This window comes from Brevibacterium gallinarum (assembly GCF_014836885.1).
GTDB classification, from domain to species: domain Bacteria; phylum Actinomycetota; class Actinomycetes; order Actinomycetales; family Brevibacteriaceae; genus Brevibacterium; species Brevibacterium gallinarum.
Genome location: NZ_JACSPY010000008.1, coordinates 1 through 26,329, shown reverse-complemented (window position 1 = coordinate 26,329; position 26,329 = coordinate 1). Strand labels below are relative to the sequence as shown.

Sequence of the window (26,329 nt, the reverse complement as noted above, 5' to 3'; positions counted from 1 at the left end):
TTTCGCACCCCGCGTGGTGCCGGCTCTGTTGACACCTGCTGATCCAACCGCCCACTATTCGGTGACAACCATCCGCAGGCGGCCGGCGTCTCCGTTGCCGTGCTTGACGGCGATCGCTGTGCCGGCGTGGAAGATCGCGCCGCCATCGACATCGCTCAGGTCTGCAGTCCACTTCTCGGTTCCGTCCCGTGCGGACACCCCGACGATCCACGAACCGTGGGCGAAGACGACTTCGTCCACGCCGGGAACGTAGGCGGCTGAGTAGCCGGGCCCGCTGGCCTGATCCGATGAGTACGACCACACCTCCTCGCCGGTCAGCAGATCCAGAGCCTGAATCGCGTCATTCTCTCCCGGCAGGGCGATGACCGGACTCTGGCCTTCACGCGGGACGACTGGGTCAAGGCCGAGGTAGCCTTCCCCTTCAGAGCCGAAGCCTTCACTTGGTTCGTACGCGGTCGGGGCGGACCAGTACGTCCCAGCAGGAATACTGCCTGAGTCATCCTGCTGGGTGATCATCTGCCCATCGGGTCCCGCCATGAGTCTGCCGGTGAACCCTGGCTCTCCTGTCGAGTCGGGTGTCTGCAGACAGAACCCATACCCCGTGCTGCTGCGGTGCAGGTTTCGCTCGCAGGTGCGACCATGCGCAATCGGCTCAACGTCAATGGAGGCGGCATCGGGATCCTCGTCATCTGCCCGCCATCTCTCCACATCGACGATGACGGGGTCGCTCATACTCGGCTCGAGGTAGAAGCGCTCGTTGCCCATATCGGAGAAGAAGATGCTGTCACCGAGTTCATATCCGTGCGGTGCCAGGCCCAGAGCTGCGGATGCCGTCTTTCCGGTTGCCGCCTCGGTTCGCACGAGTGCTGGAGCTCCGCGGCTGCTGACGATCCGATCGAACCAGCGACCTGTCACGTCGTAGTTGGACCATCCGACGACCGAGTTGAGTCCGTCCTCGACCGGTGTCCAGGCGGCGCGCCCATTGGCGCGATTGACGCCGATAAGTGTCGGAATATCTGGGAAGCTCGCAGTCGGGCCGTCGAAGCACGACTCGGGCATTTCCCGATCGGTTTCAGGCTCGCCCGAGAAGACGTCTTCGCTGCCGTAGGCGAGCAGCAGCGGGGCAGAATCACTGTGCTGCATTCCCGGCGGCGGGGGACGGAGTTGGAAGTGCTCGCCGATGGAGCATTTGTGGATGTCCTCGGTCTTGACGCGCCATAGTTCGGATCCATCCTCCCAGGACAAAGCCACGAGCGGCCGGCCGAATTCAGCGAGCTGGACGTAGATGCGCTCGTCATCGGCACTGGCCAGCGCCTGATACGTCTCCACCATCGCCACCTCGGGCACGGTCCACTTCTCCTGCCCGGCAGAGTCGAGCACCTGCAGGCGCTGGTTGTCGTGCCGCTGGACGAGGACCTTGTCCGGGGCCGTATGCAGAGGGGTCACCGCGCTCGGCAGCTCCACCCAGTCAGACCACTGCGGCTGCGCTGCCGGAGGCTCAGTCTTCTGCCCGTCATCCGAATCACCACCGCCATCGCTGCAGGCGCTGAGCACCAGCGCGGCGGTGAGCGCTGCTCCTGCCAGCCGCCGTCGCGCTGCATGCTGGCGGCGAGGTTCGCGAGTGTCTGCCGTAGTCCGGTCGTGTGTGCTCATCGTCGCAATCCTCTCCTGCGCGCTGGCCGCGAGCGTCCGCGCCCGGGGTGTCCACTGGAATCCATCACATCACAGGCCGCGGACATCCCCTCAGATCCCGGACCAGGGGTTTCGCACCCCGCGTGGTGCGCGCCCCCGGTACCTGCGGTTCAGCTGCACGCGGCAGGCTGGCGGCGCTACTGGTTCTTCAGCTCAGCGCGCGGGGCGATGACGATGCGCGGATTCTGCTCGGGCCGCAGCCACGACAGCATCGTCTGCATCTGCCCGGCCGTCACCGACACGCACCCGGCAGTCGAACCGCGGCCGTGGACGTGGACGAAGATCGCCGAACCGCGGTTCGCCTGCTGGCGGGAGTTGTAGTCGACGACGGCGCCGTAGCGGTACTGGGCGTACTTCGAGAGCACCTCAGCCTGCTTGGCGGTGCAGTTCGAGTTCGGTGCCGACATCCACCGGTTGTAGTGCCGGGAGCCCGACCGGGTGCACCACTGGTCGTTGTGGTCGACCCGGCGGTACTCGATCTTCGTGCCGGACGGTTTGGCTGCCGTGCCGAAGGCGAACGGGAACCGGTACTGGCCCATCGGGGTCTTGCCGTCGCCTTCGCGCTTGGCCGAGGCGGTCGCCAGGCCCCGGTAGCCGAACCGGGCGCCGGTGAAGGTCTGCTTGCGGTGCCAGCGGGCATCGTCCCGCAGCTCCCACAGCTCTGCCGTGCCGGTCTTCGAGGACCGCGATGCGGTGTGGGCGATGACGAGCTGCCGGCCGCCGTCAGCGGTGATGCCGTGCGGCAGGCCGGTGGAGACGACACCGGTGGTGATGGTGCCTCCCTGGAACTTCTGGCGCACCTTCCCGTCGTTGCCGACGCTCGCCCGGCCGGTCGGGTAGCCGTATTTTCCGCGCTCCCAGGAGTTCTTCTGCCATGTCGAGCGGATCGTGCCCCAGGTGGCGTGCGCACCGGTCGTCTTCGACCAGTGGATGGAGCCGCGCTGGAAGTGCTGGTAGCACCCTCCGCCGGCCAGCCCGCACTTCTCCATCGTCGTCGGGTAGCCGAGCACGCCGCGCTCCCAGCCGGTGCGCTTCCATTCGCTGCGGATCGCACCCCATGTCGCCTGGGCTCCGGTGGCTTTCGACCAGTGGATCGAGCCCTTCTGGAATGTCTGGTAGCAGCCGCCGCCGGGCAGGCCGCACTTCTGCGCCATCACCGGGTAGCCGAGCCTGCCGCGCTCCCATTTCGTGTTCTTCCACGTTGCGCGGATCGCACCCCAGGTCGGCTGCGCGCCGGTCGCCTTCGACCAGTGGATCGAGCCCTTCGCGAACGTCCGGTAGCAGCCGCCGTCTTTGATCCCGCAGCGGATCGGCGTGCTCGCCCGCCCCAGCTGGGAGGCGAACTTCTTCGCGGTCGCATCGATCGCCTTCTTCGCAGCAGCCGGCACCGCACCCGAGGCGGCGGTCGCCGCAGCCGGAGCGCCCACCTCGGGCATGGGGCTGGGTTCGATGCTCGGTTCACCGCTCGGGTCTGCAGGCGATGCTTCGCTCGGGCCTGCAGACGGTGCTTCGCTCGGGTCACCGGCCGGCGCCGTGCTCGGGGATTCGCTCGGGTCGCCGAGTTCAGGGTGCTGGCCATCGACGGCACCGCCGCTGAGATCGGGGGCGGCGTGGACGACAGCGGCAGGCATGAGGAGGCCGCAGACCGTAAGTGAAGCGGCAGCGGCGCGCAACAGGATCATCTTCACAGCCGAATCATACCCCGGCGGCGTACCTGCATTCCGGCAGGGCAGCCTGTGGTGGCCCGGCCTGCGGTGAGGGCGCGACGTCACCAGCCTGACACAGTCGGTGCGCCGGTCCCCTGCCGCCTCGGAACGCGAGACATCGCGCATCTGCTGGCAAGACCGGCCCGGGTGCGCCTCACCGCAGGCGTAGCGTGATCGTGCACCCTCCGGAAAGGACACTCCATGACGACACTCGTCCAGCTCAAGCCCATCGACCGCACCCGGCTGTCAGCCGAGCATGCCGAGGTGATCCGCGCGACCCTGCCGCTGGTGGGATCGAAGATCAACGAGATCACCCCGCTGTTCTACCAGAAGATGTTCACCGCCCATCCCGAGCTCATCGCCGATGTCTTCAACCGCGGCAATCAGCAGCAGGGCGCCCAGCAGCGGGCGCTGGCGGCGTCGATCGCGACGTTCGCGACGATGCTCGTCGACGACACCGCCCCTGCGCCGGAGGATCTGCTCCAGCGCATCGGCCACAAGCACGCCAGCCTCGGGATCACCGCCGATCAGTACCAGATCGTCCACGACAACCTCTTCGCCGCCATCGTCGAGGTGCTCGGCGCTGAGACCGTCACCGCCGAGGTCGCAGCAGCCTGGGATGCCGTGTACTGGATCATGGCCGATGTGCTCATCGAGTTCGAGCGCGATCTCTACCGTTCGGCCGGCGTGGCCGATGGCGATGTGTTCCGCACCGTCACCGTCACCGAGCGCACCGACCTGCCCGGTGATGTCATGCTCGTCTCCGTCACCGCCGGCGAGGGTGCTGATCCGCTGCCGGCGCATCTGCCCGGCCAGTACATCTCCGTCGGCGCCCGGCTGCCCGACGGGGCCCGGCAGCTGCGTCAGTACAGCCTCGTCGATGATGCCTCCCCCGGTCAGCTGACCTTCGCCGTCAAGCGGATCGGGGCCACCGACGAGGCCCCGGCAGGCGAGGTCTCGAACTTCCTCGCCGACCATGTGGCTGTCGGCGACACGCTCGAGGTGACGCTGCCCTTCGGTGATCTTGTGCTGTCGGATGCGGAGAACCCGGTGGTGCTCGTCTCCGCCGGTATCGGCGCGACACCGATGATCGGCATGCTGGAGTATCTGGTCGCCAACAGCTCGCAGCGCAGAGCCATCTCCCTGCACGGCGATCTGCATCCGAGCGTCGATGCGCTGGCCGCGAAGCGCACCCAGCTGGCCGGCGCGCTGGCCAACGGGCAGGCGCTGACCTGGTATGAGACCGACCCCGGTGAGGGGGCACGGCTGGGCTTCATCAGCCTCGACAAGGTGGAGCTGCCTGCCGATGCCGATGTCTACGTCTGCGGCTCGAACGGGTTCCTCCAGCACATGCGCACCCAGCTGACTGCCCGCGGGTTCGCCGATGAGCAGGTGCATTTCGAGCTGTTCGCACCCAACGACTGGCTGCTCGACGGCTGAGGCTGCCTCACAGCTGAAGCAGCCTCCCAGCTGAGGCTGCTGCACGGTTGAGAGAGCAGATGGCAGCGGTCGCACATCGGTGCGGCCGCTGCCATTGCTGTGGTGACCGGCGCTTCGGGCGCGGTACGACGGTATGGTGACGGGTGCCTCGGGCGCGGTCAGCTCGCGCGGCGGAACGGCAGCGGGCGGGCAAGCAGCCACGTGACCTTCCGCCACACCCATTCGAGCGGGCCCTGGGTGAAGGCGCGCAGCCACAGCGTCGAGAACACCCACTGCAGGGCGAGGATGAGCACGCAGCCGGCCATGACGAGCTGCCAGCCGGCCGTCGTGTCCGTCGGCACGATGCCGAGCACCTGGGTGGGGATGAGCATGGCGAGCAGAAGCAGGGTGGCGGTGATGTAGTTCGTCAGCGCCAGCCGGCCGAGCGGGGCGAAGACCGCGTGGAGGAATCCGCGCAGCGGGGAGGCCAAGAGCAGCACGAACGCACCGAGGTAGACCGCGGCACCGCCGGTGGCGTAGAGGCTGTCGAAGGAGGAGTTGACGGTCGGTGGGAAGCCGTTGGCGGTGTAGACGTAGCCGGACAGTGCCGCGCCGACCAGCATGAGCAAAAGGGCTGGGAAGGGTGAGAAGGCGCGGGCGACCTGGCCCGAGGTGCCGAGCCAGAAGCCGAGGACGAAGAGACCGGGGATGAGGGCCGGCCCGCCGAACCAGGCCCCGGCAGCCAGCAGTGCGATTCCGGCGGTGCCCAGGATCGGGGCGACGGTGCGGGCGGGCAGGAAGGTCAGCGGCAGCAGCACGACAATGCCGAGGATGCCGTAGTAGATGAGCGCCTCACCCGGATGCAGGAGGGTGTGGCCGATGCCGAGCAGCGTGAGGAAGCCCAGCCGGCGCAGCATCACCAGCCGCGGGCGCGGGCTGTGGCGGGTGGCCGAAAGCCACATGAGGCCGAAGCCGATGCCGAAGAGCAGGGAGAACAGTGGGAAGAAGTGTCCGTCGACCCACCGGTAGACGCCTGCGGCGAGCGGGTTGAGTCCGTCTCCGTCCTGCGGGTTGAGGCGCAGGAGGACGGGCACATTGGCGAAGATGATGCCGCCCAGCGCGAAGCCGCGCACAGCATCGAGAGCACCGATCCGGCGGCTGCCAGCAGGCGGCGGGGCTGGGGAGTCGAGGAGTGCGGTCTGGGCCGGGGCTGCCTGCGGGGCGGCGGCCGATGGGGCGGCCGTGGTGTGCGGCGGGGCTGCAACTGGCGGGGTTGCAGCTGGCAGGGTTGCGGCCGGTGGGGGTGCTGGGGCGGTGTGCGCGGCAGGGCGACTGCTGGGCTCAGACGTGGTCATGCTTCCAGCCTGGTCGATCCTGCGGCTGCCGCACATGGGGGCAGCCGGTCAGGTGGGGTGGGGTTTACCCCCGCAAGGCGGCGATGAGGTCGTCCTTGTTCATCTCCGAACGGCCGGCGATGTCGAGTTCGGCGGCGCGCTCGCGCAGCTGTTCGACGGTCCAGTCCTCGTAGGAACCGGACTCTCCGCCGCGTTCGCCCACATCAGAGCGGGAGTCCTGCGCGGCGGCATTGGCGATGCGCGCGGACTTCTCCTTGCTGTTGCCCTCACGGCGCAGCGCTTCATACATCTCGTCGTCTTTGACCGATGGTCCTGGAGTCTTGCGATCCTGTGCAGCCATGCCCTCAGTCTACGCCGCAGCGCAACAGGCAGCCGGGTCAGTGCCGGTCAGGCGTGAGCGCGAGCCGGCTGGCGAGCGGCGGCAAGCGGGCGGGCTTCGATCACATCGGTGGGAACGATGCGCTCGCCGATGCTGACATACGGCGGGATGGTGGCAGCCGGGTCGGCGGCTGCCAGCTTGCGGTGCACGGTGAAGCGCAGGCACACGGCATCCAGCGTCATGCCCTCGACGACCTTGTGGGCGATGTCGATGCCTGTGATGTTGTCATCGGCCAGCCACTGCTGCCCGGTGGTCTCGATCCAGGTGCGAAGAGCCGCAAGCGTTGCATCCATGCTCCCGAGAGTGACAGATCGACATGGCCTGTCGGTGACGCTGACGTAAACAGGGACATGCGAGTCCAGGCGATCACAGCCCTCATGCTCAGCTGCGAACCGGCTGCGGAGGGTGTGCGTTCGCCTCCGCCCGGGCGACCGCACACCGGAATACCGCACTTCACACCAGAGCACCGCACCTCATCGCACCCCGCACCAGACATTGCAGCACAGCAGCTGAGACATCAGTCAGTGTGGCAGCGCATCAGTGCGGCTTCAGCGGCTGCACCGTCGCCGTCTGCAAGCGCGACCAGCAGCTCCCGGTGGGTGGCCAGGGTCGCCTGCCGCTGGGCGCGGTCGGCTCCGGCCCGGGCGCCGATGCGCTGCTGGACCGGATGGTCCCACACGCTGGTGAGCACTGAGCGCAGATACGCGTTCGCGCACGCGTCGACGAGTTCGATGTGGAAGCGGCGGGAGAGTTCGAAGAACTCCGCCAGGTCGTCAAGGGCGAGTTCAGCCTGGTCGAGCCGGTGGGACAGCTCCAGCCGCACCCGAGGTGTGAGCTGGCCGGTCAGCGAGCGCAGGGCGAGTGCCTCGAGGCTGAAGCGGACCTGCTGGACATCGGCGACGGTGGTGTCGTTGAGTGGGCAGACTTCGAAGCCGCGGCCGCTGCGCTGGCTCACCACCCCGGCGGCAGCCAGCTGCACGAGCGCCTCGCGGGCCGGTGTGCGCGAGACGCCGAAGCGCTCAGCGATGTGCTCCTGGCGCAGCACCGTGCCCGGGGCCAGCTCGCCACTGGCCACCGCGGCAGTGATCTTGCCCTTGACCTCAGCGGTCAGGTTCGCCATCGGCGCCTCCTCTCCTGCGGTGTCTGCGCTGTCACCGTTCTCATGTCGCTGCAGTCAGCTGCCCCTGCGCTCAGCTGTCCCTGCACTCAGATGTCGAGGACGAGCCGGTCGCCGGTGCAGCGGGAGACGCAGATCATCATGGTATCCCCGGCTTGCCGCTCGGCCTCGGACAGCAGGGAGTCGCGGTGATCGATTGCTCCTGCGAGCACATCGGTCTCACATGATCCGCAGATGCCCTCCCGGCAGGAGTTGAACGGCCGGTAGCCGGCCCCTTCGAGGGCTTCGAGCACACTGCAGCCCACCGGGACTCTCACCTCGGTGCCGGTGTTCGTCTCGACGAGGAACTCCCGGTCATCGGCCATGACGGTGACGCCCGCGCCGGTCTCGTTGACGAACCGCTCGGTGTGCAGCCGGTCAGCGAAGCCCTGCTGTTCGGCGATGATGGCCAGCCCGTCGAGCAGCGCATCGGGCCCGCAGGCGTAGACGCGCGTGCCGGCGGGCAGTCCGGCAAGATCAGCGGCGATGTCGCGCCGGCCGGCGGTTGCGGATTCGTGGACGGTGACGTCGTCGCAGAGCTCTTCGACGATGTCGATGAACGGCAGCCGGCCGCGGCTGCGGCCCAGGTAGTACACACGTGCCGGTTTCTTCCGCCACCAGGCCTGCCTGAGCATCGGCAGCAGCGGGGTGATGCCGATGCCGCCGGCGATGAAGACGTAGGCGTCAGCGTCTTCGAAGGCGAACCGGTTGATCGGCACGGTGGCCCGCAGCACCGCGCCGGGGGCGAGCTGATCGTGTACGAAGTCCGAGCCGCCTCGGGAGCGGGGTTCGCGGCGCACCGCGATCTGCCAGGTGCGCGGGACGCGCGGGTCCGAGCACAGCGAGTACTGGCGCACCAGCCCTGCGGCCAGTTCGATGTCGATGTGGGAGCCGGGGCTCCAGGTGGGCAGCGGGCCGCCGTCGGCGCGTTCGAGTTCGACGGCCATGACGTCCTCGCACACCGCCTGGGTGCCGATGACCTTCATGTCGATGAGTTCGGGCATGATTCCTCCTTCCGAGCTGGCTGCTCAGGGCACCCAGCGCAGCGGGCTGCCGTCGGCGGCGGCGATCTCGATCGCCTCGACGCGGGTGCGGGCCTCAGCGGCGGAGATGCGCAGGGTCTCGGTCTCCTCCCCTTCGGCGATGTAGACGTCGCCGGGGGTGATGTCGCGGGCCCAGGGGCCGCCGGCGATGCTGATCTGGCAGGCGCCGGCGACTGGGACAATGACGAACTGGCGGCCGGCGGCCCGGTCCAGGTCCTTCTCGCCAGGGCCTTCGACGGTGGTGCGGGTGATGGTCACCTGGGCAGGGTCGTGGTCGATGTCCACGCCGGCGTGGGGTTCGGCCCCGGTCAGCCGGATCGTCCACTTCCAGCGGTCTCCGCGCTCTGGGGAGTCCGGGCACGAGGCGAGCACCCGCCCGTTGCCGGTCCGGGCGGTGTAGTCGGCGCCGATGGTGGCGGCCTCACCGGAGGCGTCGAGTGCGCTGCCGCGCGAAAGCATCCACATGATCACACCTCCTGACCAGTCGGCTGGGCGGCGCTGTTCGCGGGGCTGGTGTTCGCCGTGCCCGAGGCGGTGGCTGCGTTCTTCTTCTCAGCGGCCTCGCGCTGTTCGGCGCGGATGAGGGCGTTCATGATGCGGCGGGCCTTGGCGACGCCGCCGTCCTGGGCGATGAGCACGTCGAACTCGTCAGCCGGGCGGGTCTTGAGCCCGCGCTCCTGGTGCTCGAGCGCCCAGGCGTCCTCCTTGAGGACGGTGGCCAGGCCGACTTCGAGGTCCTTGGTCGCCTGCTCGTCATCAACAGCGAAGTTGCGGGCGAAGCAGTAGTAGTACCAGCAGTGGTCGGCGTCGATCGGGGTGATCGCGTTGGTGACCTTGATGAGGTAGCCGTCTTCGCGCGGCTGGCCCTCGGCTGTGATGCCCGAGTGCAGGGTGTGGTGGTTGGGCACATGGAATTCGGTGCAGTGGAACCGGTCGTAGGGCCCGGAGATGCCCATCGTGTCCTTGTACAGCGGCGGGGCCTCGACGCTGGGCATGAATCGGTCGACGCTGACGGTGTTGCCCTCGACTTCGACGGTGACGCCGTATTCGTAGATGTAGTCGTCGCCGACGGTCGTCTGGTGGATCCACGATTCGTGGGTGAGGTCGAGGAGGTTGTCGTGGACGAGTTCGGCCCGGCAGTTGATGCCCAGGGAGTGGAACACCGGTGCCCATTCAGGGTCGTTGTTCCAGTGGGTGTCGGGAATGTCGCTGATGTCAGCACGTTCCGGATCGCCGGTGTAGACCCAGATCCAACCGTCCTTCTCGTGGACCGGATAGGTGCCGACGCGAGCCCGGTCGGGCAGCGCGGTCTGACCAGGCACACGCGTGCAGCGGCCGTCGCGGCCGTAGGTGAAGCCGTGATAGGCGCACTCGACCGAGTCGTTGACGACCCGGCCCTCCGAGAGCGGGAAGCCGCGGTGAGCGCACCGGTCGACGAGCGCGTGTGCTTCGCCGTCCTGGGTGCGGAAGAGCACGAGCGGCAGCTCGCAGATGGTGCGAGCGGTGGGCTTGTCGGTGACTTCGTAGCTCCAGGCGGCAACGTACCAGGTGTTATAGACGTACACGACTACTCCTTTGAGCGTGAGTGAGGCGGCGGGCCGCGCTGCCCAGCCCATATTTTGTATACAGTGTATTCACTGTAGAGGCGGGAGCGGCTCGGCACAAGAGCCAACGGGGACGATCCGACTGACCGGACAGGGATCTCCAGCGGGGGGCCGCAGGCGAGACGCTCGCACGAAGTTGCAGCCGCAGGGACCGTCGACACGGACACGCAGGAGTTCGTCACCTATGACGCGACAGCCAGGGAGCTGAGGACGACGACGTCGCGGATGCGGCGGCGGATTCGCAGGTGAAGCCGGAGCTCGGCCAACAAACAACACATGCCACGGCTCCCGACCGCAGTGGCCTGCGGTGATGCACACCAAACGCCGCTTTTAGGTATATTCCATGCCAGTAGAGCATGATTGATTCCATGCCGGTAAAGCATGATTGCTGATGAGCGCATTGGGCGTCGGATCGAGTCGAGAGCTCACTCCGCCTGGCGTCTTGCGGGGACAGCAACGCAGTGATGAGATGAGAGCTGTCAGCCGCACGGCAGCCCACCGCCGCGCCGCCGGCCCTTGACATGCGGGTCCCGGCCGGTCGATCCGAAGCCCCGCCGACCGCCGGCGCAGCCGACCCGCAGCAGTGACAACGCAGCTTCAGCTGAGACACGCAGCGCCAGCTGATGAGAGAAAGCAGAGGACCGATGACCAACGGCGCCGACAGACTCCTGGCCACCCTTGAGCACAACGACATCGAGGTGTGCTTCGCCAATCCCGGCACCTCGGAGATGCACTTCGTGGCCGCCTTGGACAAGGCGACGAAGATCCGCGGTGTGCTCGGGCTGTTCGAGGGCACGGTCACCGGCGCGGCTGATGGCTACTCGCGCATGACCGATCGCCCGGCCGCGACCCTCCTCCACCTCGGGCCCGGCCTGGCCAACGGCCTGTCGAACATGCACAACGCGCTGCGCGCCCGGGCAGGGATCGTCAATGTCATCGGCGACCACGCCACCTACCACCGCGATCTCGATGCGCCGCTGACGTCCGACATCGAAGGCACCGCGCGCCCCTTCAGCCACTGGGTGCGCAGCTCTCCGTCGCCGGACACCATCGCAGCCGACACCGCCGATGCCATCAGCCAGGCCGAGGCCGGTCGCGTCGCCTCACTCATCCTGCCGGCTGATACGGCCTGGAATCCGGTCACCGGTGACCCGGCCGTGCCGACTGCCGCCGCCCTGCCGCGTCCGGTCCTCGACGAGCGCGTCATCGATGCCGCCGCCGAGCGCCTGCGCGCCTCCGGTGCGCGCACGGCGATCCTCATGGGCGGGCGTGCCGTCCGGGCCGAGCAGCTCGCCGTGGCCGGGCGGATCGCTGCCGCCACCGGCGCGCACCTGCTGTCTGACACCTTCACCCCGCGCACCGAGCGCGGCGCCGGGCGGGTGACGACGACGAAGGTGCCGTACCCGGTCGAGCCGTCCCAGGAGCTGCTCGCCAACTTCGATGCGGTCATCCTCATCGACTCGAAGGCGCCGGTGGCGTTCTTCGCCTACCCGGACAAGTCGAGCGTGCTCACTGCCGCCGGCACGACCTTCTTCGAGATCTGCCCGCGCGAAGGCGATACGCTCGCCGCCTTGGAGGCCCTCGCCGAGGCGGTCGGCGCCACCGATGCGGATGTCACCGGTGATGGGATCGCCTCCGGCGCCGGCACCGCTGAGGGCCGCGGTCAGACTGCTGAGCTGTCTCTGCCGGGCATGCCGAGCGGGACGATCACCCCGGAGAAGATCGGCGCGTTCCTCGGCAATGCGATCCCTGAGGGCGCGATCGTCGTCGATGAGTCGATCACGACCGGCGCGAGCTTCTGGGCGCAGACCGTCACGGCGCGTCCGCACGACTGGTTCTCCGGCACCGGCGGGTCGATCGGCTATGCGATGCCGGTGGCCGCAGGAGCCGCGATCGCCTGCCCGGACCGGCCGGTCATCACGCTCGAAAGCGATGGCTCGGGCCTGTACCAGCCGCAGGCGCTGTGGACGCAGGCGCGCGAGGGCCTCAACGTCGTCACGCTCATCTTCAACAATGCCAAGTACCAGATCCTGCGCAATGAGATGGCCAATGTCGGGGTGCCGGACTTCGGCCCGAAGGCAAGCGCACTGCTCGACCTCAGCGCTCCGGTGCCGAACTGGTCGGCCGTGTCCGAGGGGATGGGTGTGCCGGCTCGCCGCGTTGAAACGGTCGAGCAGCTCGACGCCGCGTTCTCCGAGGCGCTGGCTGAGCCGGGACCGCGGCTGATCGAAGTGATGGTCTGAGCCCGCTGAGGCCGCTGAACCGTCTGGGCCCCTGAGCCCTCTGAGCTGAGGCCTCCAGACCCCGGTTTGCGCGCGATCGCGCGAACCGGGGTTCTTCTCTTCTCGGGTGCCCTTCCCCCGGGCGCTGCGTGGCACGCGCGCCGGGTTCAGGGCGTGCGGTCGAGCACGGCCCCGCACAGCCAGCGCAGTCGCCGGCGGGCGGCATCGAGCGTCAGCTCCAGGTCGGTGGCGCCGAACTGCGGCATGAGTCCATCGCAGGCCGCGCTCAGCAGCGAGGCGCGGTCGGGGATGTCCACTTCGGCAAGATGCCCTTCGGCGGCGAGGACGTGCAGCCATGACTCGATCCTGGCCAGCCCGATCTCGTAGAGCCGTGAGAGCATCCGCGTACTGGAGTCATCAGCCTCCGGGCCGAAGGCATTGGACATCTGGGTGACCCAGATGCCGAGCAGCGAGCGCGTCGATTCATCATCATGCGGCAGGAACTGCAGCATGCACTCGGTCAGCCGCTCGGCTGGATCCCGTGAGGAGTTCGCGATGTCGAGATCGGGCACCTCACGCGAATAGGCCCGCTCAGCCACTGCGCGCATGAGCGCACTCTGGGTCGGGAAGTAGTACCGCAGCGTGCTCGCGCCGATGCCGGCGCGCTCGGCGACAGCGCGCACGCTCGCAGCTCCCGGCCCACCGGACTCGACGAGCTCAAGGGCAGCCTCGACGATCTGCTCCCGCCTGTCAGCCATCGGACTCCTCCCGCCACGCGCCTCTTCCAGCGCTTCGTTCACGACTTTCGATCGACACTTGACAATTTAGCACACCGTACTAGTACACTGAACTAGCACGCTGTACTAGACGAGTGCAGCCCCTCACGAAAGAGAGACCCATGTTCGAAGCACTCCAGGAATTCACCACCTCGCTGCCGATGTGGGCCCGCTGGGCCGGCATCATCCTCATCTCCGCACTGCCGTTCGTCGAGTCGTACTTCGGCTCGGTCATCGGCATCGTCGCCGGCGTCCATCCCGTCGTCGCGATTCCGGCCGCGATCGTCGGCAATGTGCTGTCGATGCTCGCCCTCGTCTACGGTGCTCACACACTCCGCGCCTGGGTGACGGCGCGGAAGCCGGCTGATGCCCGGAAGCGGGCCGAGTCTCCGAAGCGGGCCAGGCTCCGGCGCGCCTTCGACCGGTGGGGCGTGCCAGGCGTCAGCCTGCTCGGCCAGACCGTGCTGCCCAGCCAGATCACCTCGATGGCGATGGTCTCCTTCGGCGCCTCCCGCAATGCGGTGGCGGTCTGGCAGATCGTGTCGATCATCGCCTGGGGCGTGCTCTTCGGCGGGCTTGCGCTGGCCGGCGTGCGGCTGCTCGGCTGAGGCACCCGGCCAGCCGGCACAGCAGACCCAGCCGCCTCGGCACTGCCGACCGGCCAGCAGCTCCGTCCAGGACGCGTCGCTTCCAGCCGGTTCGGATGACGATAGGGCAGACTTGGAAGAGCACCACCACGCGCACCTGTTCGCGAAAGGAGCTCACATGTCGCCCTACGCCACCGAACCGGCCAAGGATCCCGGCCTCGCCCTCGTCCTCACCCTCCTCGGCTTCGTCCTCATCGCAGGCCTGCAGTACTTCTACATCGGCAAGATCGTCATGGGTCTGCTGTTCCTCTTCACCGGCGGATTCTTCTTCGTCGGCACCGTCATCTCCTGCTTCACCATCCGCGGAGAGACCCGCCGGGTGAACGCGCGCCGGGCCCGCCGCGCCGCCGGCTACTGAGACCCGGCACCCCATCGGCTGAGCCACCGCCTGCGGTGCCGGCCGTTTTCCCCAGCCCCTCCCGGCCCCACACCGGCCCGCATCCCGTAGAATTGTTCAACAACGATCAGGGGAGTGCGGCCCGCCGAGGCGAACTGGAGGAGAAGCTATGAGCAGCATCGACGTCAACTCCGACCTGGGCGAATCGGTCGCCGGCATCCCCGTCGGCGATGACGAGGCGATCCTCGACGTCGTCTCCTCGGCCAATGTCGCCTGCGGCTTCCACGCCGGCAGCCCCCACGGCATCTCGGCCACCGTCAGCCAGGCCGCCGCCCGCGGCGTGACGATCGGGGCGCACCCGGCCTACAACGACCCGTCGGGATTCGGCCGCCGATTCATCGACTACGACCCCAAGCAGCTGGCCGACGAGGTGCTCTACCAGATCGGCGCCCTCGACGCGATCGCCCGCTCGCACGGCTCCGAGGTCCGCTACGTCAAACCCCACGGCGCGCTGTACAACGCGCTCGTGCGCAATGCCGAGCACGCTCAGGCGGTCATCGACGGCCTGCGCGCCTTCTCCCGCAGCGTCCCGCTCCTCCTGCTGCCCGGTTCGATCGCCGCGGAGATGGCCGTCAAGGCCGGCCTGCAGGTCATCACCGAGGCCTTCGCCGACCGCAATTACAACCCCGACGGCACGCTCGTCTCCCGCTCCGAGGACGATGCGGTCGTCACCGATATCGATGCTGTCCGCTCCCGGGTCATCGAGATGGCCACCTCGGGCACGGTCACCGCCCGCGACGGCTCGACCCTGCGCGTCGACGCCCAGTCGATCTGCGTGCACGGCGACTCGCCGGGCGCCGTCGAGATGGCCAAAGCCATCCGCGAGGCCCTCGACGAAGCCGGCGTGTCGGTCACGAGCTTCGCATGAGCCCGGCCGACCAGCCCGGCGCAGTAACCAGCACCCCGGAGTTCCGGCTCATGGGCACCCGCTCGGTGCTCATCGAACTGCCCGACACCGCCACCGTCATGGCCTGGCACGCGCATCTGAGCGCCCACCCGCTCGACGCGCAGATCGAGGTCATCGCCGCCGCCCGCACGCTGCTGTTCAAAGCCGCCACCCGCCGCGGCCTCGACACAGCCCTGACCGCCCTGCGCGCACTGACCCCCGATGACGCGGCCGCCGGTGCGCACAAACGCATCGACATCGACGTCGTCTACAACGGTGAGGACCTCCAGGCAGTCGCCGAGCACTACGGCATCTCGACTGAAGCACTCATCGACCGGCACACGAGCGAGGACTGGCTGGCCGCCTTCGGCGGGTTCTCCCCCGGCTTCGCCTACTGCACCGCCGCCGGCAGCGGCTGGGACACCCCGCGCCGGGCCTCCCCGCGCACCAAGGTGCCGCGCGGCTCCGTCGCCCTGGCCGGGCCGTTCTCCGCCGTCTACCCGATCGACTCACCCGGCGGCTGGCAGCTGCTCGGCTCCTCCCCCACCCCGGTGTGGGACCTCGGCGCGGACCCGCCCAACCGCATCAGCCCGGGTGATGAGATCCGCTACCGGGCCGTCAGCGAGGAGATCACGCTCTCCCCGGCCACCGCCTCGGCGCCGGCGAGCCAGCCTGCCCGCCCGGCCGCGACCGTCACCGCCGTGGGCCTGCAGGCGCTGTTCCAGGACCGCGGGCGCACCGGCCACGGCGACACCGGCGTGCCGACCTCCGGGGTGCTCGACCGCGCCTCAGCCCGGCAGGCCAACCGGATCGTCGGCAACCGCGGCGACGCCACCGTCATCGAATGCCTCTTCGGCGGGTTCGGGCTGCGTGCCGAGACCGACCTCACCCTGGCCGTCACCGGAGCCGAGGCGCCGGTCACCGTCGGCGGGCAGCCCGCCCCGCTGCGCACCCCGCTCGTCGTCCCGGCCGGTGAGAGTGTCGAGATCGGTGCGCCGACGCACGGGATCCGCAGCTATCTTGCGGTCCGCGGCGGGTTCGTCACCAGCGAGGTGCTCGGCTCGACGGCGACCGACACGCTCTCCCGGCTCGGCCCCGAGCCGATCAGTGCCGGCCAGCAGCTCAAGGTTCCCGTCACCCCCGATGTCGGCGCCGTCGGCGGACCGGAGCCTGCGACTCTACCGGACAGTCACCTCATGTCCGCGACGCTGCGGGTGGTGCCCGGGCCGCGCGAGGACTGGTGCGCTCCTGGTGAAATGGAGACGCTGACCGGCCAGGTGTGGACGGTCAGCCAGGAGTCCAACCGCATCGCCATGCGCCTGCATGCCGGCGCGGACGGCCGGCCGCTGCGCCGGGCCGAGGACACCGGGGAGCTTGCGAGTGAGGGCATGGTCTCCGGCGCGATCCAGGTGCCGCCGGAGGGCCAGCCGGTGCTGTTCCTCGTCGACCATCCGGTGACCGGCGGGTATCCGGTCATCGCCACCGTCATCGCCGAAGACCTCGACCTCGCCGCCCAGCTGCCGCCGGGTGCCGAGGTGCGCTTCACCATCCACGCCGCCGACCTGCCAGGAGAACCGTCATGACGCTTGCTTCCGTGCTCATCGCCAACCGCGGGGAGATCGCCGTGCGCATCGCCCGCGCGGCAGCCGACCACGGGCTGCGCTCAGTGGCCGTGTACTCCGATGCCGACGCCGAGGCCCTGCACACCCGCATCGCCGACGAGGCCTACCGGCTGCCGGGCACCGCCCCGGCCGAGACGTACATGAACATCCCGGCCCTCATCGAAACCGCGCTGCGCGCCGGTGTCGAGGCCGTCCACCCCGGCTACGGGTTCCTCGCCGAGAACGCTGAGTTCGCCGCCGCCGTCGCCGAGGCGGGACTGACGTGGATCGGCCCGTCACCTGAGGTGATCGAGAAGCTGGGCAACAAGGTCACCGCCCGCGAGATCGCACTCTCCGTCGACGCCCCGCTCGCGCCCGGTTCCGATGGCCCGGTCGAGGACTGGGAGGAGGCGCACGCCTTCGCTGAGGAGCACGGGCTGCCGATTGCGATCAAGGCTGCCTACGGTGGCGGCGGACGCGGCCTCAAAGTCGTCCATGAGCTCGATGACGTCGAGGATGCTTTCGCGGCCGCCGGGCGCGAGGCGGTGGCCGCGTTCGGCCGCGGTGAGTGCTTTGTCGAGAAATTCCTCGTCCGCCCCCGGCACGTCGAGGCGCAGATCCTGGCGGACACGCACGGGAACACGGTCGTGATCGGGCTACGGGACTGCTCGCTGCAGCGGCGCAACCAGAAGCTCGTCGAGGAGGCACCGGCACCGTTCCTCACCTCCGAACAGGAGGCGACGATCCGTGAGGGCGCGGTCAAGATCTGCCAGGCTGCCGGGTACGTCGGCGCCGGTACGGTCGAGTTCCTCATCGCCGAAGACGGCACCATCAGCTTCCTGGAGGTCAATACGCGCCTGCAAGTCGAGCATCCGGTGACCGAGATGACGACCGGCGTCGATCTTGTCGGCGAGCAGTTCCGGATCGCCGCCGGCCTGCCACTATCCTTCGCCGACGGCGATGCTTCTGACGGCAATGCCGCAGGTGGGGACAGCGAGATCACTGTGCCGCAGCTCGGGCATGCGATCGAGTACCGGCTCAACGCCGAAGACGTCGCCAACGGCTATGTCCCCTGCCCGGGCACCATCACCCGATTCGAGGCCCCGACCGGCCCGGGCATCCGCGTCGACACCGGGGTCACGAGCGGGTCGACGATCCCGGGTGCCTATGACTCGATGATGGCCAAGCTCATCGTCTTCGGCGCCGACCGCGACCAGGCGATCACGCGTGCCCGGCAGGCGCTGCGCGAACTCGTCATCGAGGGAGTCGCCACCGTTGTGCCGTTCCATCAGGCGGTGCTGGACCATCCCGATTTCGCCGAGTCCTTCGCCGTGCACACGACGTGGATCGAAAGCGACTTCGCCGAGCAGTTCGAACGCACTGCCGCCTTCGCCGATCACCAGGCAGGGCGGCCCCTCACCCGTTTCGGCATCGAGCTCGACGGCCGCCGGGTCGAGATCGGCTTGCCGGCCGAGCTGCTCAACCGGCTCTCCGCTGCCAGCACCGAGGCGTCTGCAGGTGAGAGCCCGTCCGCTCAGGGTTCGGGCGGGTGGGACGACGCGGCCCGCAGCTCCCAGGCGGCTGACGGCTCCCAGGCGACCGGCGCCTCGGGAGCGGAGGTCACAAGCCCGTATGCCGGCAGCTTCGTCACGTGGAAGGTGGCAGACGGCGACACGGTCGAGGAGGGCCAGACAGTCGCGGTGATCGAGGCGATGAAGATGGAATCCAACATCACAGCCCCGGCAGGCGGGACGATCGTCTGCCGATCACTGGCTGCTGGCGACGAAGTGTCCGCAGGTCAGACCCTCGCCCGGATATCCTGAACGAGTATTCTACGATGGTGCCGTGACCGAGAACTATGTGTCCGCACCGCAGCGCGTGATGCACACGCTGCTCGATGAGATCTCGACCGGCATGCTGCAGCCCGGTGAGAAGCTCAACGAAATGGAACTCGCCGCCCGACTCGATGTATCCCGCAACACCCTGCGCGAGGCGTTCATCTCCTTGCAGGAGTTCGGGGTGGTGGCGCGCCGGCCGCACCGCGGCGTGTGCGTCACGCTTCCCGAAACCCGCGATGTCGATGAGATCTACCAGTTCCGCTCACTGCTCGAACCGGCCGCACTGCAGTGGTCGGAGCGCCTCGATGCGGCACTTCTCACGCGCTGTGTTGAGGAGGGCCGGGCGGCGATGGCAGCCGGCGATCCACACGGCACCGGTGATGCCAATCAGCGGTTCCACTCCGCGATCATCGCCTCGGCGAACTCCGTGTACGCCGATGCCGTCATGGTGCGAGTGCTTGCGCTCATGCGGCTCGTGTTCATCCGCGGTTCGGCTGAGCGGCACAACTTCCACTTCCCCTACGTCGAACTCAATGCCGCGATCGCACAGCTGGCTGTAGAGGGCCGGCGGGTGGAGGCGGCTGCGGAGATGCGCGCCTATCTTCAGCGTGCTCGCGCCGATGTGCGCGAGCTGCTCGCCCGAGCCTGAGCCGCCAGCCGGTCAGCCAGCGTCGCTGACCGCAATGGGGGCGCGCTCTGTTCTGCGCGATCGTCCTGCCCCGGGAATTCGCCGGCTGTTCACGTGCGGTTAGATGACGGGGCGAGAGTGGATGCATGAACGTCATGAGGTTCCTGGCCGGGCTGGGTTTCGGGGCCGCCGCCGGGTGGCTGTGCGCCCTCATCGTCTTCGACAGCGAATGGGCGACCGCACCGGTGATCATCTCCAGTATCGGCGCGATCCTGCTGTCCGTGCTCTCAACCTTCGCCCGGAACGGTGAGGATGCACCGCTGACGGACGGGCAGCTGGACTTCGCACTCCGCCGCGGAGTGACCGGCACTGCCGAGGTGCGTGAGATCGAGCGCACCGATCTGAGCATCGGGGATCTTCCCGTCTACCGGCAGGTGCTCTACGTCGAACCCGGCCAGGGCAGCCCCTACCGCACGATCATGAGCGAGGCCATCGACCCGGTGCTGGGCTCACGCCCCGTCGGCGCCCGCATCCCGATCGTGCAGATCACCCCAGGGCGTCCCGGGGTGGCGTTCAACCGGCACGGCAGCCTCGCTGACACTGACCGTACTGGCGGCCTCGATTCGACGGTTGACCCCGGCTGGGCAGGCGCCGACCGGTCAGAGCGCTACTCGAGTGCGCCGGACGCCTACAGCTCGACTGGCGCCTACAGCTCAGCCGGCGCGTACAGCTCAAGGCGAAACCTCGATGCGGTGCCGTTCTGGACGACGGGCTACGACGATGAGCGCCTCACCCAGACGCGCAGGCCGATCCTGCCTCGGCTCGCGGAGTTCCGCGCGCGCCCGCGGCGCAGCCCGCTGCTGCCCGTTGTGGCGTTCGTCCTCGGCCTGGCGCTCTCGTTGGCTCCCTTCTATCAGCGGCTGTCCGCGGGGATCGAGGATGTGCAAGCCGGCCGGTTCGGCGGAGCTGACCTGCTGACAGACGGCGAAGCCCTTGAGGCGGCGCTGTCCCGCTTCAGCCAGCGCACCGGCGTCACCGGCGTCTGCCGTCTGCTCGTCTCTGATGAGTATGTGTCGTTGCAGGCGCCGAAGCCCGATGGTGCGCCGGGGCAGGATGACTACATCGTCAAGCTCAACAGCGACCGGATCTGGAGCGAATCAGCGGACTGCGACCACGAGCTCATCGCACTCGCCGAGGTCGATGCGGCGGTCATCTCCGCTGCCTATGGGCGTGCGGTCGATGAGGCGGGCTTCACCGCCGAGGACATCAACCCTGACAAGGGCACAGCGCAGGTTGCGCGAAATGTGGTCGGCCCCGAGCAGATCCTCATCCGCGTCAACGTCTACGCCTCCGGGGGCACGCTCCCACACCCGCGTCGAGACTCCCACCGGTGAGCATGTGTCCTCCACCGGAGTCGATGGCGAAACCGTCGAGGGCCCAGCCGGCGGCTGAGGACTCCGGCGGCAGGGCACCTCAGGGCACCTGGAACCGGCTGTCGGCGGCATCGGTGATGAGCATCTGTCCCGGGGCGTGGGCGATCGCCAGGCTCGGCCGGGCTGCCAGCAGCGCCGCCTGCGGGGTGACACCGCAGGCCCAGAACACCGGGATGTGGCCCTCCGGGATCTCGACCGCGTCGCCGTAGTCCGGGGAGGCGAGGTCGGAGATGCCGATCTCATCCGGGTTGCCGATGTGCACGGGCGCTCCGTGCACAGCAGGATAGCGCGAGGTGATCCGCACCGCCTCAGCGACCTGACTGGCCGGCAGCGGGCGCATCGACACGACGAGCGGGCCGGAGAAGATGCCGGCCGGGACCGTGGGAATCGAGGTGCGGTACATCGGCACGTTGACACCCTGGCTGATGTGGGCGATCTCGATCCCGGCTGCCAGCAGCGCAGACTCGAAGGTGAATGAGCAGCCGATGAGGAAGGCGACCATGTCCTCACGCCACAGCTCGGTGGCCTCGCTGCAGGTGTCTGCCAGTTCGCCGTCGCGGTAGACGCGGTAGCTGGGCACATCGGTGCGGATGTCGCCTCCGGCCAGCAGCTCAGAACTCGTCTGCCCGGCCTCGAGCACGCCGATGATGGGCATCGGCTTGGGGTTGCGCTGGGCGAAGAGCAGGAAGTCGAAGGCGTACTCCTGCGGCACCGCGAGCAGGTTGACCTGCGTGTATCCCGGGCACAGGCCCGAGGTGGGACGCACGAGCCCGGCCCGGAACGCCGCCCGCGCTGCGGCAGGCGAGGCGAATGCGCCGCCCGCAGGCGCCTCGGGCACGGTGCCAGCCGGGACCTCGGGCACGGAATCCATCGTCATCCCTGCCACAGGGCGGCGATGCCGGTGAGTGAGTTCCAGCCCAGCCAGATCGTCAGCAGCCAGGTGAGCGTGCCGAGGGCGGCGAGCCACGTCGGGTAGCGGTAGCCGTGCAGCAGGTCGCGGCGGGCCCAGGCGACCCACAGCACGACGGCGAAGCCGATCGGCAGGATGAGGCCGTTGAAGGCGCCGGCGAAGATGAGCAGCGTCTGCGGGGCCTGATCGAGGATGAGGAAGGCGGTCGCGCACACGGCGATGAACGCGATGGTGAGCAGGTTGCGGGTCCGTGGGCTGGTGCGCTGGGTGGTGACGAAGCTGATCGAGGTGTACGAGGCGCCGATGACCGAGGTCAGGCCGGCGGCCCACAGCACGACGCCGAAGACGCGCAGGCCGACCTCACCGGCGGCGGCGAGGAAGGCGTCGGCGGCGGTGTTGTCCTGCGACAGCGTCACACCGCCTGCGACGACGCCGAGGACGGCGAGGAAGAGCAGCACGCGCATGACACCGGTGATGATGATCGAGAGCACCGAGACCTGCGTGATGTGGCCGATGTTCTCACGTCCGGTGATCTTCGAGTCGATGAGGCGGTGAGCACCGGCGAAGGTGATGTAGCCGCCGACGGTGCCGCCGATGAGGGTGGTGATGACGAGGAAGTCAACCTCCTCGGGCAGCACGGTGTTCTTCAGCGCCTCGCCGACCGGCGGCTGGGAGACGATCGCGACGTAGAGCATGAGCAGGATCATGATCGCGCCGAGCGCCACGACGATGCGGTCGAGTGCGACGCCGGCGCGCTTGGACAGGAAGATGAAGATCGCGATGAGCGCTGAGACCGCGCCGCCGATCTTCGCGTCGATGCCGAGCATCGCGTTGGTGCCCAGGCCGGCACCGCCGATGTTGCCGATGTTGAAGATGAGCCCGCCGACGAAGACGAAGGCGGCCATCACCCAGCCGATGCCCGGCAGCACCCGGTTGCCCAGTTCGTTGGCACGCAGCCCGGTGACGCCGAGCACCCGCCAGACGTTGAGCTGGATGGCGATGTCGACGAGCACGGAGACCAGGATCGCGAAGGCGAAGGCCACGCCGAGCTGGACGGTGAACACCGAGGTCTGGGTGATGAAGCCCGGGCCGATCGAGGAGGTGGCCATGAGGAACATGGCCCCGAAGATCGCGGTGCGGCCGGTCGCCCCGATCGTGACGGCCTTCTTCGCATCGGCCTGTGTGCCGTTTGCCGGGGCGGTGTCGCCTGGCTGGGCTGTGTGGGCGCCGGTGTGATCGGGCGTGGGGTCCGGGGTGTGGCTGCTCATCGTGCTTCCTCGCTCGGGTGGGCGCGGGCGGCACCGGTGCGGTGGCTGCCCTGTGACGCGACACACTCTAGCAATTGTTCAACAAAGGCCGCGAGGGGAGGGGGTGTGGACGACGGTTCGGTTCGCGCCGGCGCCGAGGCGGTGGCTGGGTTGGTTACGTCAGCTTCTGCAGTGCGAGGTGGGTGAGCCATTCGAGTGGGCCGCGGGCGGCCGGTCCGCGCACGCCGCGGCGGGCGGCGATCGCCTGCCAGGCCAGTGCGAAGGCGATGACTGCGGCGAGCACGATGACGAAGCCGATGATGGTCAGTGCCAGGCGGGCCTCGGGGAACCGGCCGGTGAGGTCGAGGCCCCAGCCGAGGAACAGGGCGCCGGCGAGCAGGTTCTGGCCGACGTAGACGCTCAGCGACATCCGCCCGGCGGCCGCGCACGCGGTCTCGATGGCTCGGGGGATCCAGCGGTGCAGGCTGGCATGCGCGATGAGGGCGAGCAGGCCGATGGCGACGAGGCTGGCGGTGAGGTAGCGCTGGGCGAAGATCGCCGCCGGGGAGCCGATAATGCCCAGCATCAGGTCGACAGGTGCGGCGGTGGCACCGATGAGCAGGCAGCGGCGGCGCAGCCGGGCGCCGTCTGGGGTGAAGATGCCGCCGGCGAACAGGCGGGCGCCGATGAGGAAGAGGCAGATGCCCATGGCGAGGGTGAAGATCGGTTCGGCGCGGAAGATGAGGCTGTTGTCGAGGCGGAAGAGAGCGAGTTCGGTGAAGCTGGCCTCGCGGTAGGGGTTGATGCCGTGCCACAGCGGCCAGCCGGCGGCCGGGCCGGTGAGCTCAGACCCGGCATCGCCGCTGCCTTCCGGTTGGGTGAGCAGCAGGAGGCTGAGCAGACCGATACCGAACACATGGACGACCCCGGTCACCCAGGCCCAGATGCGCGCGCTGCGCTGGGAGGTGGCGATGATGCCGGCGACGATGAAGCCGGTGACGGCATAGCCCATGAGCACGTCGAATTCGGCGATGAGGATGAAGTTGATGAGCCCGTCGAGGAACAGGAGCCCGGCGCGCGGGGCGTAGGTGCGCAGCCAGCCGCGGCGCGCGCTGCGTTTGTGCCAGGCGGTGAACTGCAGGAACACGCCGATGCCGAACATCATCATGAGCAGGGAGAGGAACTTGCCGTTGCTCAGGGAGCTGAGCACCTGGAAGGCCAGCGTCTGGCCTCCTTCGGCGAGTCCTGCGGCTGGGTCGAGGATGTAGCCCAGCAGTCCCGCGGGGTGGGTGAAGAGCCAGATGTTGGTGCCGAGCGTGCCGAGCACGGCGGCACCGCGGGCGATGTCGAGTCCGGCGATGCGCCGGCGGGCAGGGGCAGCGGCAGTGGCGTCACGTGCAGCCGTGCCACCGGAAGCTGCTGGACCGCCGGGGCCACCTGAGCGCTCGTGATAAGCGGCGGGGCCGGCGGCGCTGCGGGTCGGGGAGGTCTCCATAACCAAAACAATACAGTCGTATGGTCGCGCGTGCAATACACTTGTATTGCCGACGTGGAAGCACCGCGCCCGCCAGCAGCGAAGGATCTATGAGCACCAGCAGAGACCACATCATCGACGCGATCGTCGCCGCCATCGCCGGAGGCGGCATCGACAAGGCCACCGTCCGCACGGTCGCAGGCGAGGCCGGGGTGTCGATCGGCGCCGTCCAGCACCACTTCCCCACCAAGGCCGCGATGCTGACCGCAGCGATGGAGGCGATCTCGGCTGCTGTCACCGCTGACATCGAGGCCTATATCGGCACCTTCGAACCCGCCGGCACACCTGCCGAGGAGGCCGGGCAGACCGCCCGCATGCTGCGCCACCTCGCGTTCATGCTGTGCTCGATCCGCGACGAGGATCTCATTCCTGCCGGCATCTGGCTCGACTTCGTCGCCCTCTCCCGCGTCACCCCCGAGCTTGCTGAGATCCACGCCCGCACATGGGCCCAGCTGCGTGAGCGCATGAGCCAGCTCATCACGGGAGCCCACCCCGGCCACCCTGCTCCCGAGGCGGCCGCCGGCTGGGCGCTGGCGACCTTCGACGGCATCGCCGTGGCCCGGGTGACCGAACCGCAGTTCATGACCGGCACCCGCGCGGCAGCCCTGGCTGAGCGGACGCTCGCGGCGATCGCCGCAGAGGCAGCCGAGACCACCGGAACCACCGCCTCGAGAGCGGAGACAGGCACCGACTGAACCACCGCCTTGGGACCGGTGATTGGCACCGAGTGAGCCACCGCCTCGGGCGCGGGGATGAGCGGACACGATTTGGACACAATCACCAGTGCCGCACAACCGCCTATGACTTGTGACATGCTTCACGATAAGCTCAACCGCACACCGCACTTTCGGTGGGCGCCGGAGCACCGGCGCCGGGTTCGTACCACCCGGTGACACCCTCACCGCACCGCAACCAGGAGGAATTCCGTGAAGCGATCCTTAAGCATTGCTGCCCTGACGGCGGCATCAGTCCTAGTCCTGTCCGCCTGCGGCGGCAGCGGCGGAGGCGACGGCAATGGCGCCGAAGGCTTCCAGCCCGTCTCCGGCGGCAAGCTGACCCTGTGCTCCGACATCCCATATGAGCCGTTCGAGTTCACCGACGAGAACAACGAGACCGTCGGCTTCGACATCGACCTGGCCAAGAAGCTCTCCGAGCGCCTCGACCTCGAACTCGACGTCGTCACCACCGGCTTCGAGGCCATCGAGTCCGGTTCGGCGCTTGACACCGCGCAGTGCGACCTGGCGCTGTCGGGCATGTCGATCACCGAGGAGCGGGCGACGAAGTTCGACTTCTCCCACAAGTACCTGCTCGACAACCTCGGCCTCATGGTCACCAAGGACTCCGGCATCAAGTCCCTCGACGAGCTCAAGGACAAGGAGGTCGGCGCCCAGCAGGCGACCACCGGTGAGTCCTATGCCAAGGACGCCGGTGCCAAGGTCGTGCAGTTCGAGGACTCCGGCCTGCTGACCCAGGCGATCACCTCGGGTCAGATCGACGCGGCGGTCGCGAACCTCTCGACGATCTACGCCGCCACCCAGGCCAGCGACAAGCTCGAGCTCGCCGAGGACTACGACACCGACGAGGCACTCGGCGCCGGGTTCAAGAAGGGCAACACCGAACTCGCCGATGAGTTCAACACGATGCTCGGCGAGATGTTCGAAGACGGCTCGTACGACAAGCTCGTCGAAGAGTGGTTCGGCGAGGTCGCCGATGCCGCGAAGGTCCCGGAGGACCAGCGCGGATCCTGATCCTGCTGCCCCCCCCCCCCCCCGGGGGGCCACCCCGGTGCCGCCGCCGCGGCGCTTGAGTTCGAGTGCGAGCGTCAGGGCCACGCGTGCGCCGGAGGCGCCGATCGG

24 protein-coding genes and 1 pseudogene are annotated in these 26,329 nt (G+C 68.6%); 11 read left to right on the top strand and 14 right to left on the bottom strand.

The annotated features are described in order from the left end of the window. Positions 1–54: 54 nt before the first annotated feature. Positions 55–1,653, bottom strand: coding sequence for an outer membrane protein assembly factor BamB family protein (locus tag H9634_RS09185; protein WP_191726382.1), 1,599 nt, complete (start codon positions 1,651–1,653; stop codon positions 55–57). 176 nt (positions 1,654–1,829) lie between these two features. Further along, positions 1,830–3,374, bottom strand: a complete 1,545-nt coding sequence (locus H9634_RS09180; RefSeq protein WP_225210794.1) for a L,D-transpeptidase family protein — start codon at positions 3,372–3,374, stop codon at positions 1,830–1,832. Between the two features lie 225 nt (positions 3,375–3,599). On the opposite strand from H9634_RS09180, the gene H9634_RS09175 reads away from it, so the two are divergent. Beyond that, the gene (locus H9634_RS09175) at positions 3,600–4,838 is read left to right on the top strand and encodes a globin domain-containing protein (RefSeq protein ID WP_191726380.1); all 1,239 of its coding nucleotides are present in this window, start codon (positions 3,600–3,602) and stop codon (positions 4,836–4,838) included. A 158-nt stretch (positions 4,839–4,996) separates the two neighbouring features. On the opposite strand, the gene H9634_RS09170 is transcribed toward H9634_RS09175, so the two are convergent. The 7 genes from H9634_RS09170 to H9634_RS09140 form a co-directional block, all read right to left on the bottom strand. Continuing rightward, on the bottom strand, positions 4,997–6,172 hold the full coding sequence (locus H9634_RS09170; RefSeq protein WP_191726379.1) for a DUF418 domain-containing protein: 1,176 nt from the start codon (positions 6,170–6,172) through the stop codon (positions 4,997–4,999). 64 nt (positions 6,173–6,236) lie between these two features. Further along, positions 6,237–6,512, bottom strand: coding sequence for a DUF7218 family protein (locus H9634_RS09165; protein WP_191726378.1), 276 nt, complete (start codon positions 6,510–6,512; stop codon positions 6,237–6,239). A 47-nt stretch (positions 6,513–6,559) separates the two neighbouring features. Beyond that, entirely contained in the window at positions 6,560–6,844 is a 285-nt protein-coding gene (locus H9634_RS09160) for a hypothetical protein (RefSeq protein WP_191726377.1), read from the bottom strand. 224 nt (positions 6,845–7,068) lie between these two features. After that, positions 7,069–7,671, bottom strand: a complete 603-nt coding sequence (locus H9634_RS09155) for a GntR family transcriptional regulator (RefSeq protein ID WP_191726376.1) — start codon at positions 7,669–7,671, stop codon at positions 7,069–7,071. Positions 7,672–7,757: 86 nt separating this feature from the next. After that, a complete protein-coding gene (locus H9634_RS09150; RefSeq protein WP_191726375.1) occupies positions 7,758–8,711 on the bottom strand; it encodes a PDR/VanB family oxidoreductase in 954 nt (317 codons plus the stop codon). 24 nt (positions 8,712–8,735) lie between these two features. Next, complete coding sequence (locus H9634_RS09145) at positions 8,736–9,215, bottom strand: hypothetical protein (protein ID WP_191726374.1); 480 nt, start codon at positions 9,213–9,215, stop codon at positions 8,736–8,738. 2 nt (positions 9,216–9,217) lie between these two features. Then, the gene (locus H9634_RS09140) at positions 9,218–10,315 is read right to left on the bottom strand and encodes an aromatic ring-hydroxylating dioxygenase subunit alpha (RefSeq protein WP_191726373.1); all 1,098 of its coding nucleotides are present in this window, start codon (positions 10,313–10,315) and stop codon (positions 9,218–9,220) included. Between the two features lie 683 nt (positions 10,316–10,998). Here H9634_RS09140 and H9634_RS09135 point away from each other — a divergent pair. After that, positions 10,999–12,597 (top strand): acetolactate synthase large subunit, encoded by a 1,599-nt coding sequence (locus H9634_RS09135; RefSeq protein WP_191726372.1) that lies wholly within the window; start codon positions 10,999–11,001, stop codon positions 12,595–12,597. Positions 12,598–12,743: 146 nt separating this feature from the next. Here H9634_RS09135 and H9634_RS09130 read toward each other — a convergent pair whose 3' ends face one another. After that, positions 12,744–13,334 (bottom strand): TetR/AcrR family transcriptional regulator, encoded by a 591-nt coding sequence (locus H9634_RS09130; protein ID WP_191726371.1) that lies wholly within the window; start codon positions 13,332–13,334, stop codon positions 12,744–12,746. 140 nt (positions 13,335–13,474) lie between these two features. On the opposite strand from H9634_RS09130, the gene H9634_RS09125 reads away from it, so the two are divergent. The 7 genes from H9634_RS09125 (at position 13,475) to H9634_RS09095 (ending at position 20,743) form a co-directional block, all read left to right on the top strand. Then, a complete protein-coding gene (locus H9634_RS09125; RefSeq protein WP_191726370.1) occupies positions 13,475–13,960 on the top strand; it encodes a hypothetical protein in 486 nt (161 codons plus the stop codon). 157 nt (positions 13,961–14,117) lie between these two features. Continuing rightward, positions 14,118–14,357, top strand: coding sequence for a TM2 domain-containing protein (locus H9634_RS09120; protein WP_175293804.1), 240 nt, complete (start codon positions 14,118–14,120; stop codon positions 14,355–14,357). Between the two features lie 148 nt (positions 14,358–14,505). Then, entirely contained in the window at positions 14,506–15,264 is a 759-nt protein-coding gene (locus H9634_RS09115) for a LamB/YcsF family protein (protein WP_191726369.1), read from the top strand. Continuing rightward, the gene (locus H9634_RS09110) at positions 15,261–16,865 is read left to right on the top strand and encodes a 5-oxoprolinase subunit B/C family protein (RefSeq protein WP_225210781.1); all 1,605 of its coding nucleotides are present in this window, start codon (positions 15,261–15,263) and stop codon (positions 16,863–16,865) included. The genes H9634_RS09115 and H9634_RS09110 overlap by 4 nt, the downstream gene beginning before the upstream one ends. Beyond that, on the top strand, positions 16,862–18,706 hold the full coding sequence (locus H9634_RS09105) for an ATP-binding protein (RefSeq protein WP_191726368.1): 1,845 nt from the start codon (positions 16,862–16,864) through the stop codon (positions 18,704–18,706). Before H9634_RS09110 ends, H9634_RS09105 begins: the two co-directional genes overlap by 4 nt. Positions 18,707–18,728: 22 nt before the next feature. Then, positions 18,729–19,370 carry a GntR family transcriptional regulator gene (locus H9634_RS09100; RefSeq protein WP_191726367.1) on the top strand — a complete coding sequence of 214 codons (642 nt, stop codon included), beginning with the start codon at positions 18,729–18,731 and terminating at the stop codon, positions 19,368–19,370. Between the two features lie 125 nt (positions 19,371–19,495). Further along, on the top strand, positions 19,496–20,743 hold the full coding sequence (locus tag H9634_RS09095) for a hypothetical protein (protein ID WP_191726366.1): 1,248 nt from the start codon (positions 19,496–19,498) through the stop codon (positions 20,741–20,743). Positions 20,744–20,822: 79 nt separating this feature from the next. Here the strand turns inward: H9634_RS09095 and H9634_RS09090 are convergent, their stop codons facing one another. The 3 genes from H9634_RS09090 to H9634_RS09080 all read right to left on the bottom strand — a co-directional run bounded on the left by H9634_RS09090 (position 20,823) and on the right by H9634_RS09080 (position 24,434). Next, positions 20,823–21,653, bottom strand: a complete 831-nt coding sequence (locus H9634_RS09090; RefSeq protein ID WP_191726365.1) for a putative hydro-lyase — start codon at positions 21,651–21,653, stop codon at positions 20,823–20,825. 2 nt (positions 21,654–21,655) lie between these two features. Beyond that, complete coding sequence (locus H9634_RS09085) at positions 21,656–22,960, bottom strand: NRAMP family divalent metal transporter (RefSeq protein ID WP_191726364.1); 1,305 nt, start codon at positions 22,958–22,960, stop codon at positions 21,656–21,658. Between the two features lie 154 nt (positions 22,961–23,114). After that, positions 23,115–24,434 carry a DUF418 domain-containing protein gene (locus H9634_RS09080; RefSeq protein WP_191726363.1) on the bottom strand — a complete coding sequence of 440 codons (1,320 nt, stop codon included), beginning with the start codon at positions 24,432–24,434 and terminating at the stop codon, positions 23,115–23,117. Positions 24,435–24,523: 89 nt separating this feature from the next. On the opposite strand from H9634_RS09080, the gene H9634_RS09075 reads away from it, so the two are divergent. Together H9634_RS09075 and H9634_RS09070 are read left to right on the top strand one after the other, a co-directional pair. Further along, the gene (locus H9634_RS09075) at positions 24,524–25,168 is read left to right on the top strand and encodes a TetR/AcrR family transcriptional regulator (RefSeq protein ID WP_191726362.1); all 645 of its coding nucleotides are present in this window, start codon (positions 24,524–24,526) and stop codon (positions 25,166–25,168) included. A gap of 231 nt (positions 25,169–25,399) precedes the next feature. Beyond that, entirely contained in the window at positions 25,400–26,221 is an 822-nt protein-coding gene (locus tag H9634_RS09070) for an ABC transporter substrate-binding protein (RefSeq protein WP_191726361.1), read from the top strand. On the opposite strand, the pseudogene H9634_RS09065 reads toward H9634_RS09070, so the two are convergent. Next, a pseudogene (locus H9634_RS09065) lies at positions 26,201–26,329 on the bottom strand (acetyl-CoA C-acyltransferase); the annotation flags it as partial. The gene H9634_RS09070 and the pseudogene H9634_RS09065 sit on opposite strands and share 21 nt — an antisense overlap.

What these genes read in the sequence shown, in the direction of transcription:
- H9634_RS09185 (WP_191726382.1), bottom strand. Translation starts at nt 1,653, where the DNA reads ATGAGCACACACGACCGGACTACGGCAGACACTCGCGAACCTCGCCGC.
- H9634_RS09180 (WP_225210794.1), bottom strand. Translation starts at nt 3,374, where the DNA reads ATGATCCTGTTGCGCGCCGCTGCCGCTTCACTTACGGTCTGCGGCCTC.
- H9634_RS09175 (WP_191726380.1), top strand. Translation starts at nt 3,600, where the DNA reads ATGACGACACTCGTCCAGCTCAAGCCCATCGACCGCACCCGGCTGTCA.
- H9634_RS09170 (WP_191726379.1), bottom strand. Translation starts at nt 6,172, where the DNA reads ATGACCACGTCTGAGCCCAGCAGTCGCCCTGCCGCGCACACCGCCCCA.
- H9634_RS09165 (WP_191726378.1), bottom strand. Translation starts at nt 6,512, where the DNA reads ATGGCTGCACAGGATCGCAAGACTCCAGGACCATCGGTCAAAGACGAC.
- H9634_RS09160 (WP_191726377.1), bottom strand. Translation starts at nt 6,844, where the DNA reads ATGGATGCAACGCTTGCGGCTCTTCGCACCTGGATCGAGACCACCGGG.
- H9634_RS09155 (WP_191726376.1), bottom strand. Translation starts at nt 7,671, where the DNA reads ATGGCGAACCTGACCGCTGAGGTCAAGGGCAAGATCACTGCCGCGGTG.
- H9634_RS09150 (WP_191726375.1), bottom strand. Translation starts at nt 8,711, where the DNA reads ATGCCCGAACTCATCGACATGAAGGTCATCGGCACCCAGGCGGTGTGC.
- H9634_RS09145 (WP_191726374.1), bottom strand. Translation starts at nt 9,215, where the DNA reads ATGTGGATGCTTTCGCGCGGCAGCGCACTCGACGCCTCCGGTGAGGCC.
- H9634_RS09135 (WP_191726372.1), top strand. Translation starts at nt 10,999, where the DNA reads ATGACCAACGGCGCCGACAGACTCCTGGCCACCCTTGAGCACAACGAC.
- H9634_RS09130 (WP_191726371.1), bottom strand. Translation starts at nt 13,334, where the DNA reads ATGGCTGACAGGCGGGAGCAGATCGTCGAGGCTGCCCTTGAGCTCGTC.
- H9634_RS09125 (WP_191726370.1), top strand. Translation starts at nt 13,475, where the DNA reads ATGTTCGAAGCACTCCAGGAATTCACCACCTCGCTGCCGATGTGGGCC.
- H9634_RS09120 (WP_175293804.1), top strand. Translation starts at nt 14,118, where the DNA reads ATGTCGCCCTACGCCACCGAACCGGCCAAGGATCCCGGCCTCGCCCTC.
- H9634_RS09115 (WP_191726369.1), top strand. Translation starts at nt 14,506, where the DNA reads ATGAGCAGCATCGACGTCAACTCCGACCTGGGCGAATCGGTCGCCGGC.
- H9634_RS09110 (WP_225210781.1), top strand. Translation starts at nt 15,261, where the DNA reads ATGAGCCCGGCCGACCAGCCCGGCGCAGTAACCAGCACCCCGGAGTTC.
- H9634_RS09105 (WP_191726368.1), top strand. Translation starts at nt 16,862, where the DNA reads ATGACGCTTGCTTCCGTGCTCATCGCCAACCGCGGGGAGATCGCCGTG.
- H9634_RS09095 (WP_191726366.1), top strand. Translation starts at nt 19,496, where the DNA reads ATGAACGTCATGAGGTTCCTGGCCGGGCTGGGTTTCGGGGCCGCCGCC.
- H9634_RS09090 (WP_191726365.1), bottom strand. Translation starts at nt 21,653, where the DNA reads ATGGATTCCGTGCCCGAGGTCCCGGCTGGCACCGTGCCCGAGGCGCCT.
- H9634_RS09085 (WP_191726364.1), bottom strand. Translation starts at nt 22,960, where the DNA reads ATGAGCAGCCACACCCCGGACCCCACGCCCGATCACACCGGCGCCCAC.
- H9634_RS09080 (WP_191726363.1), bottom strand. Translation starts at nt 24,434, where the DNA reads ATGGAGACCTCCCCGACCCGCAGCGCCGCCGGCCCCGCCGCTTATCAC.
- H9634_RS09075 (WP_191726362.1), top strand. Translation starts at nt 24,524, where the DNA reads ATGAGCACCAGCAGAGACCACATCATCGACGCGATCGTCGCCGCCATC.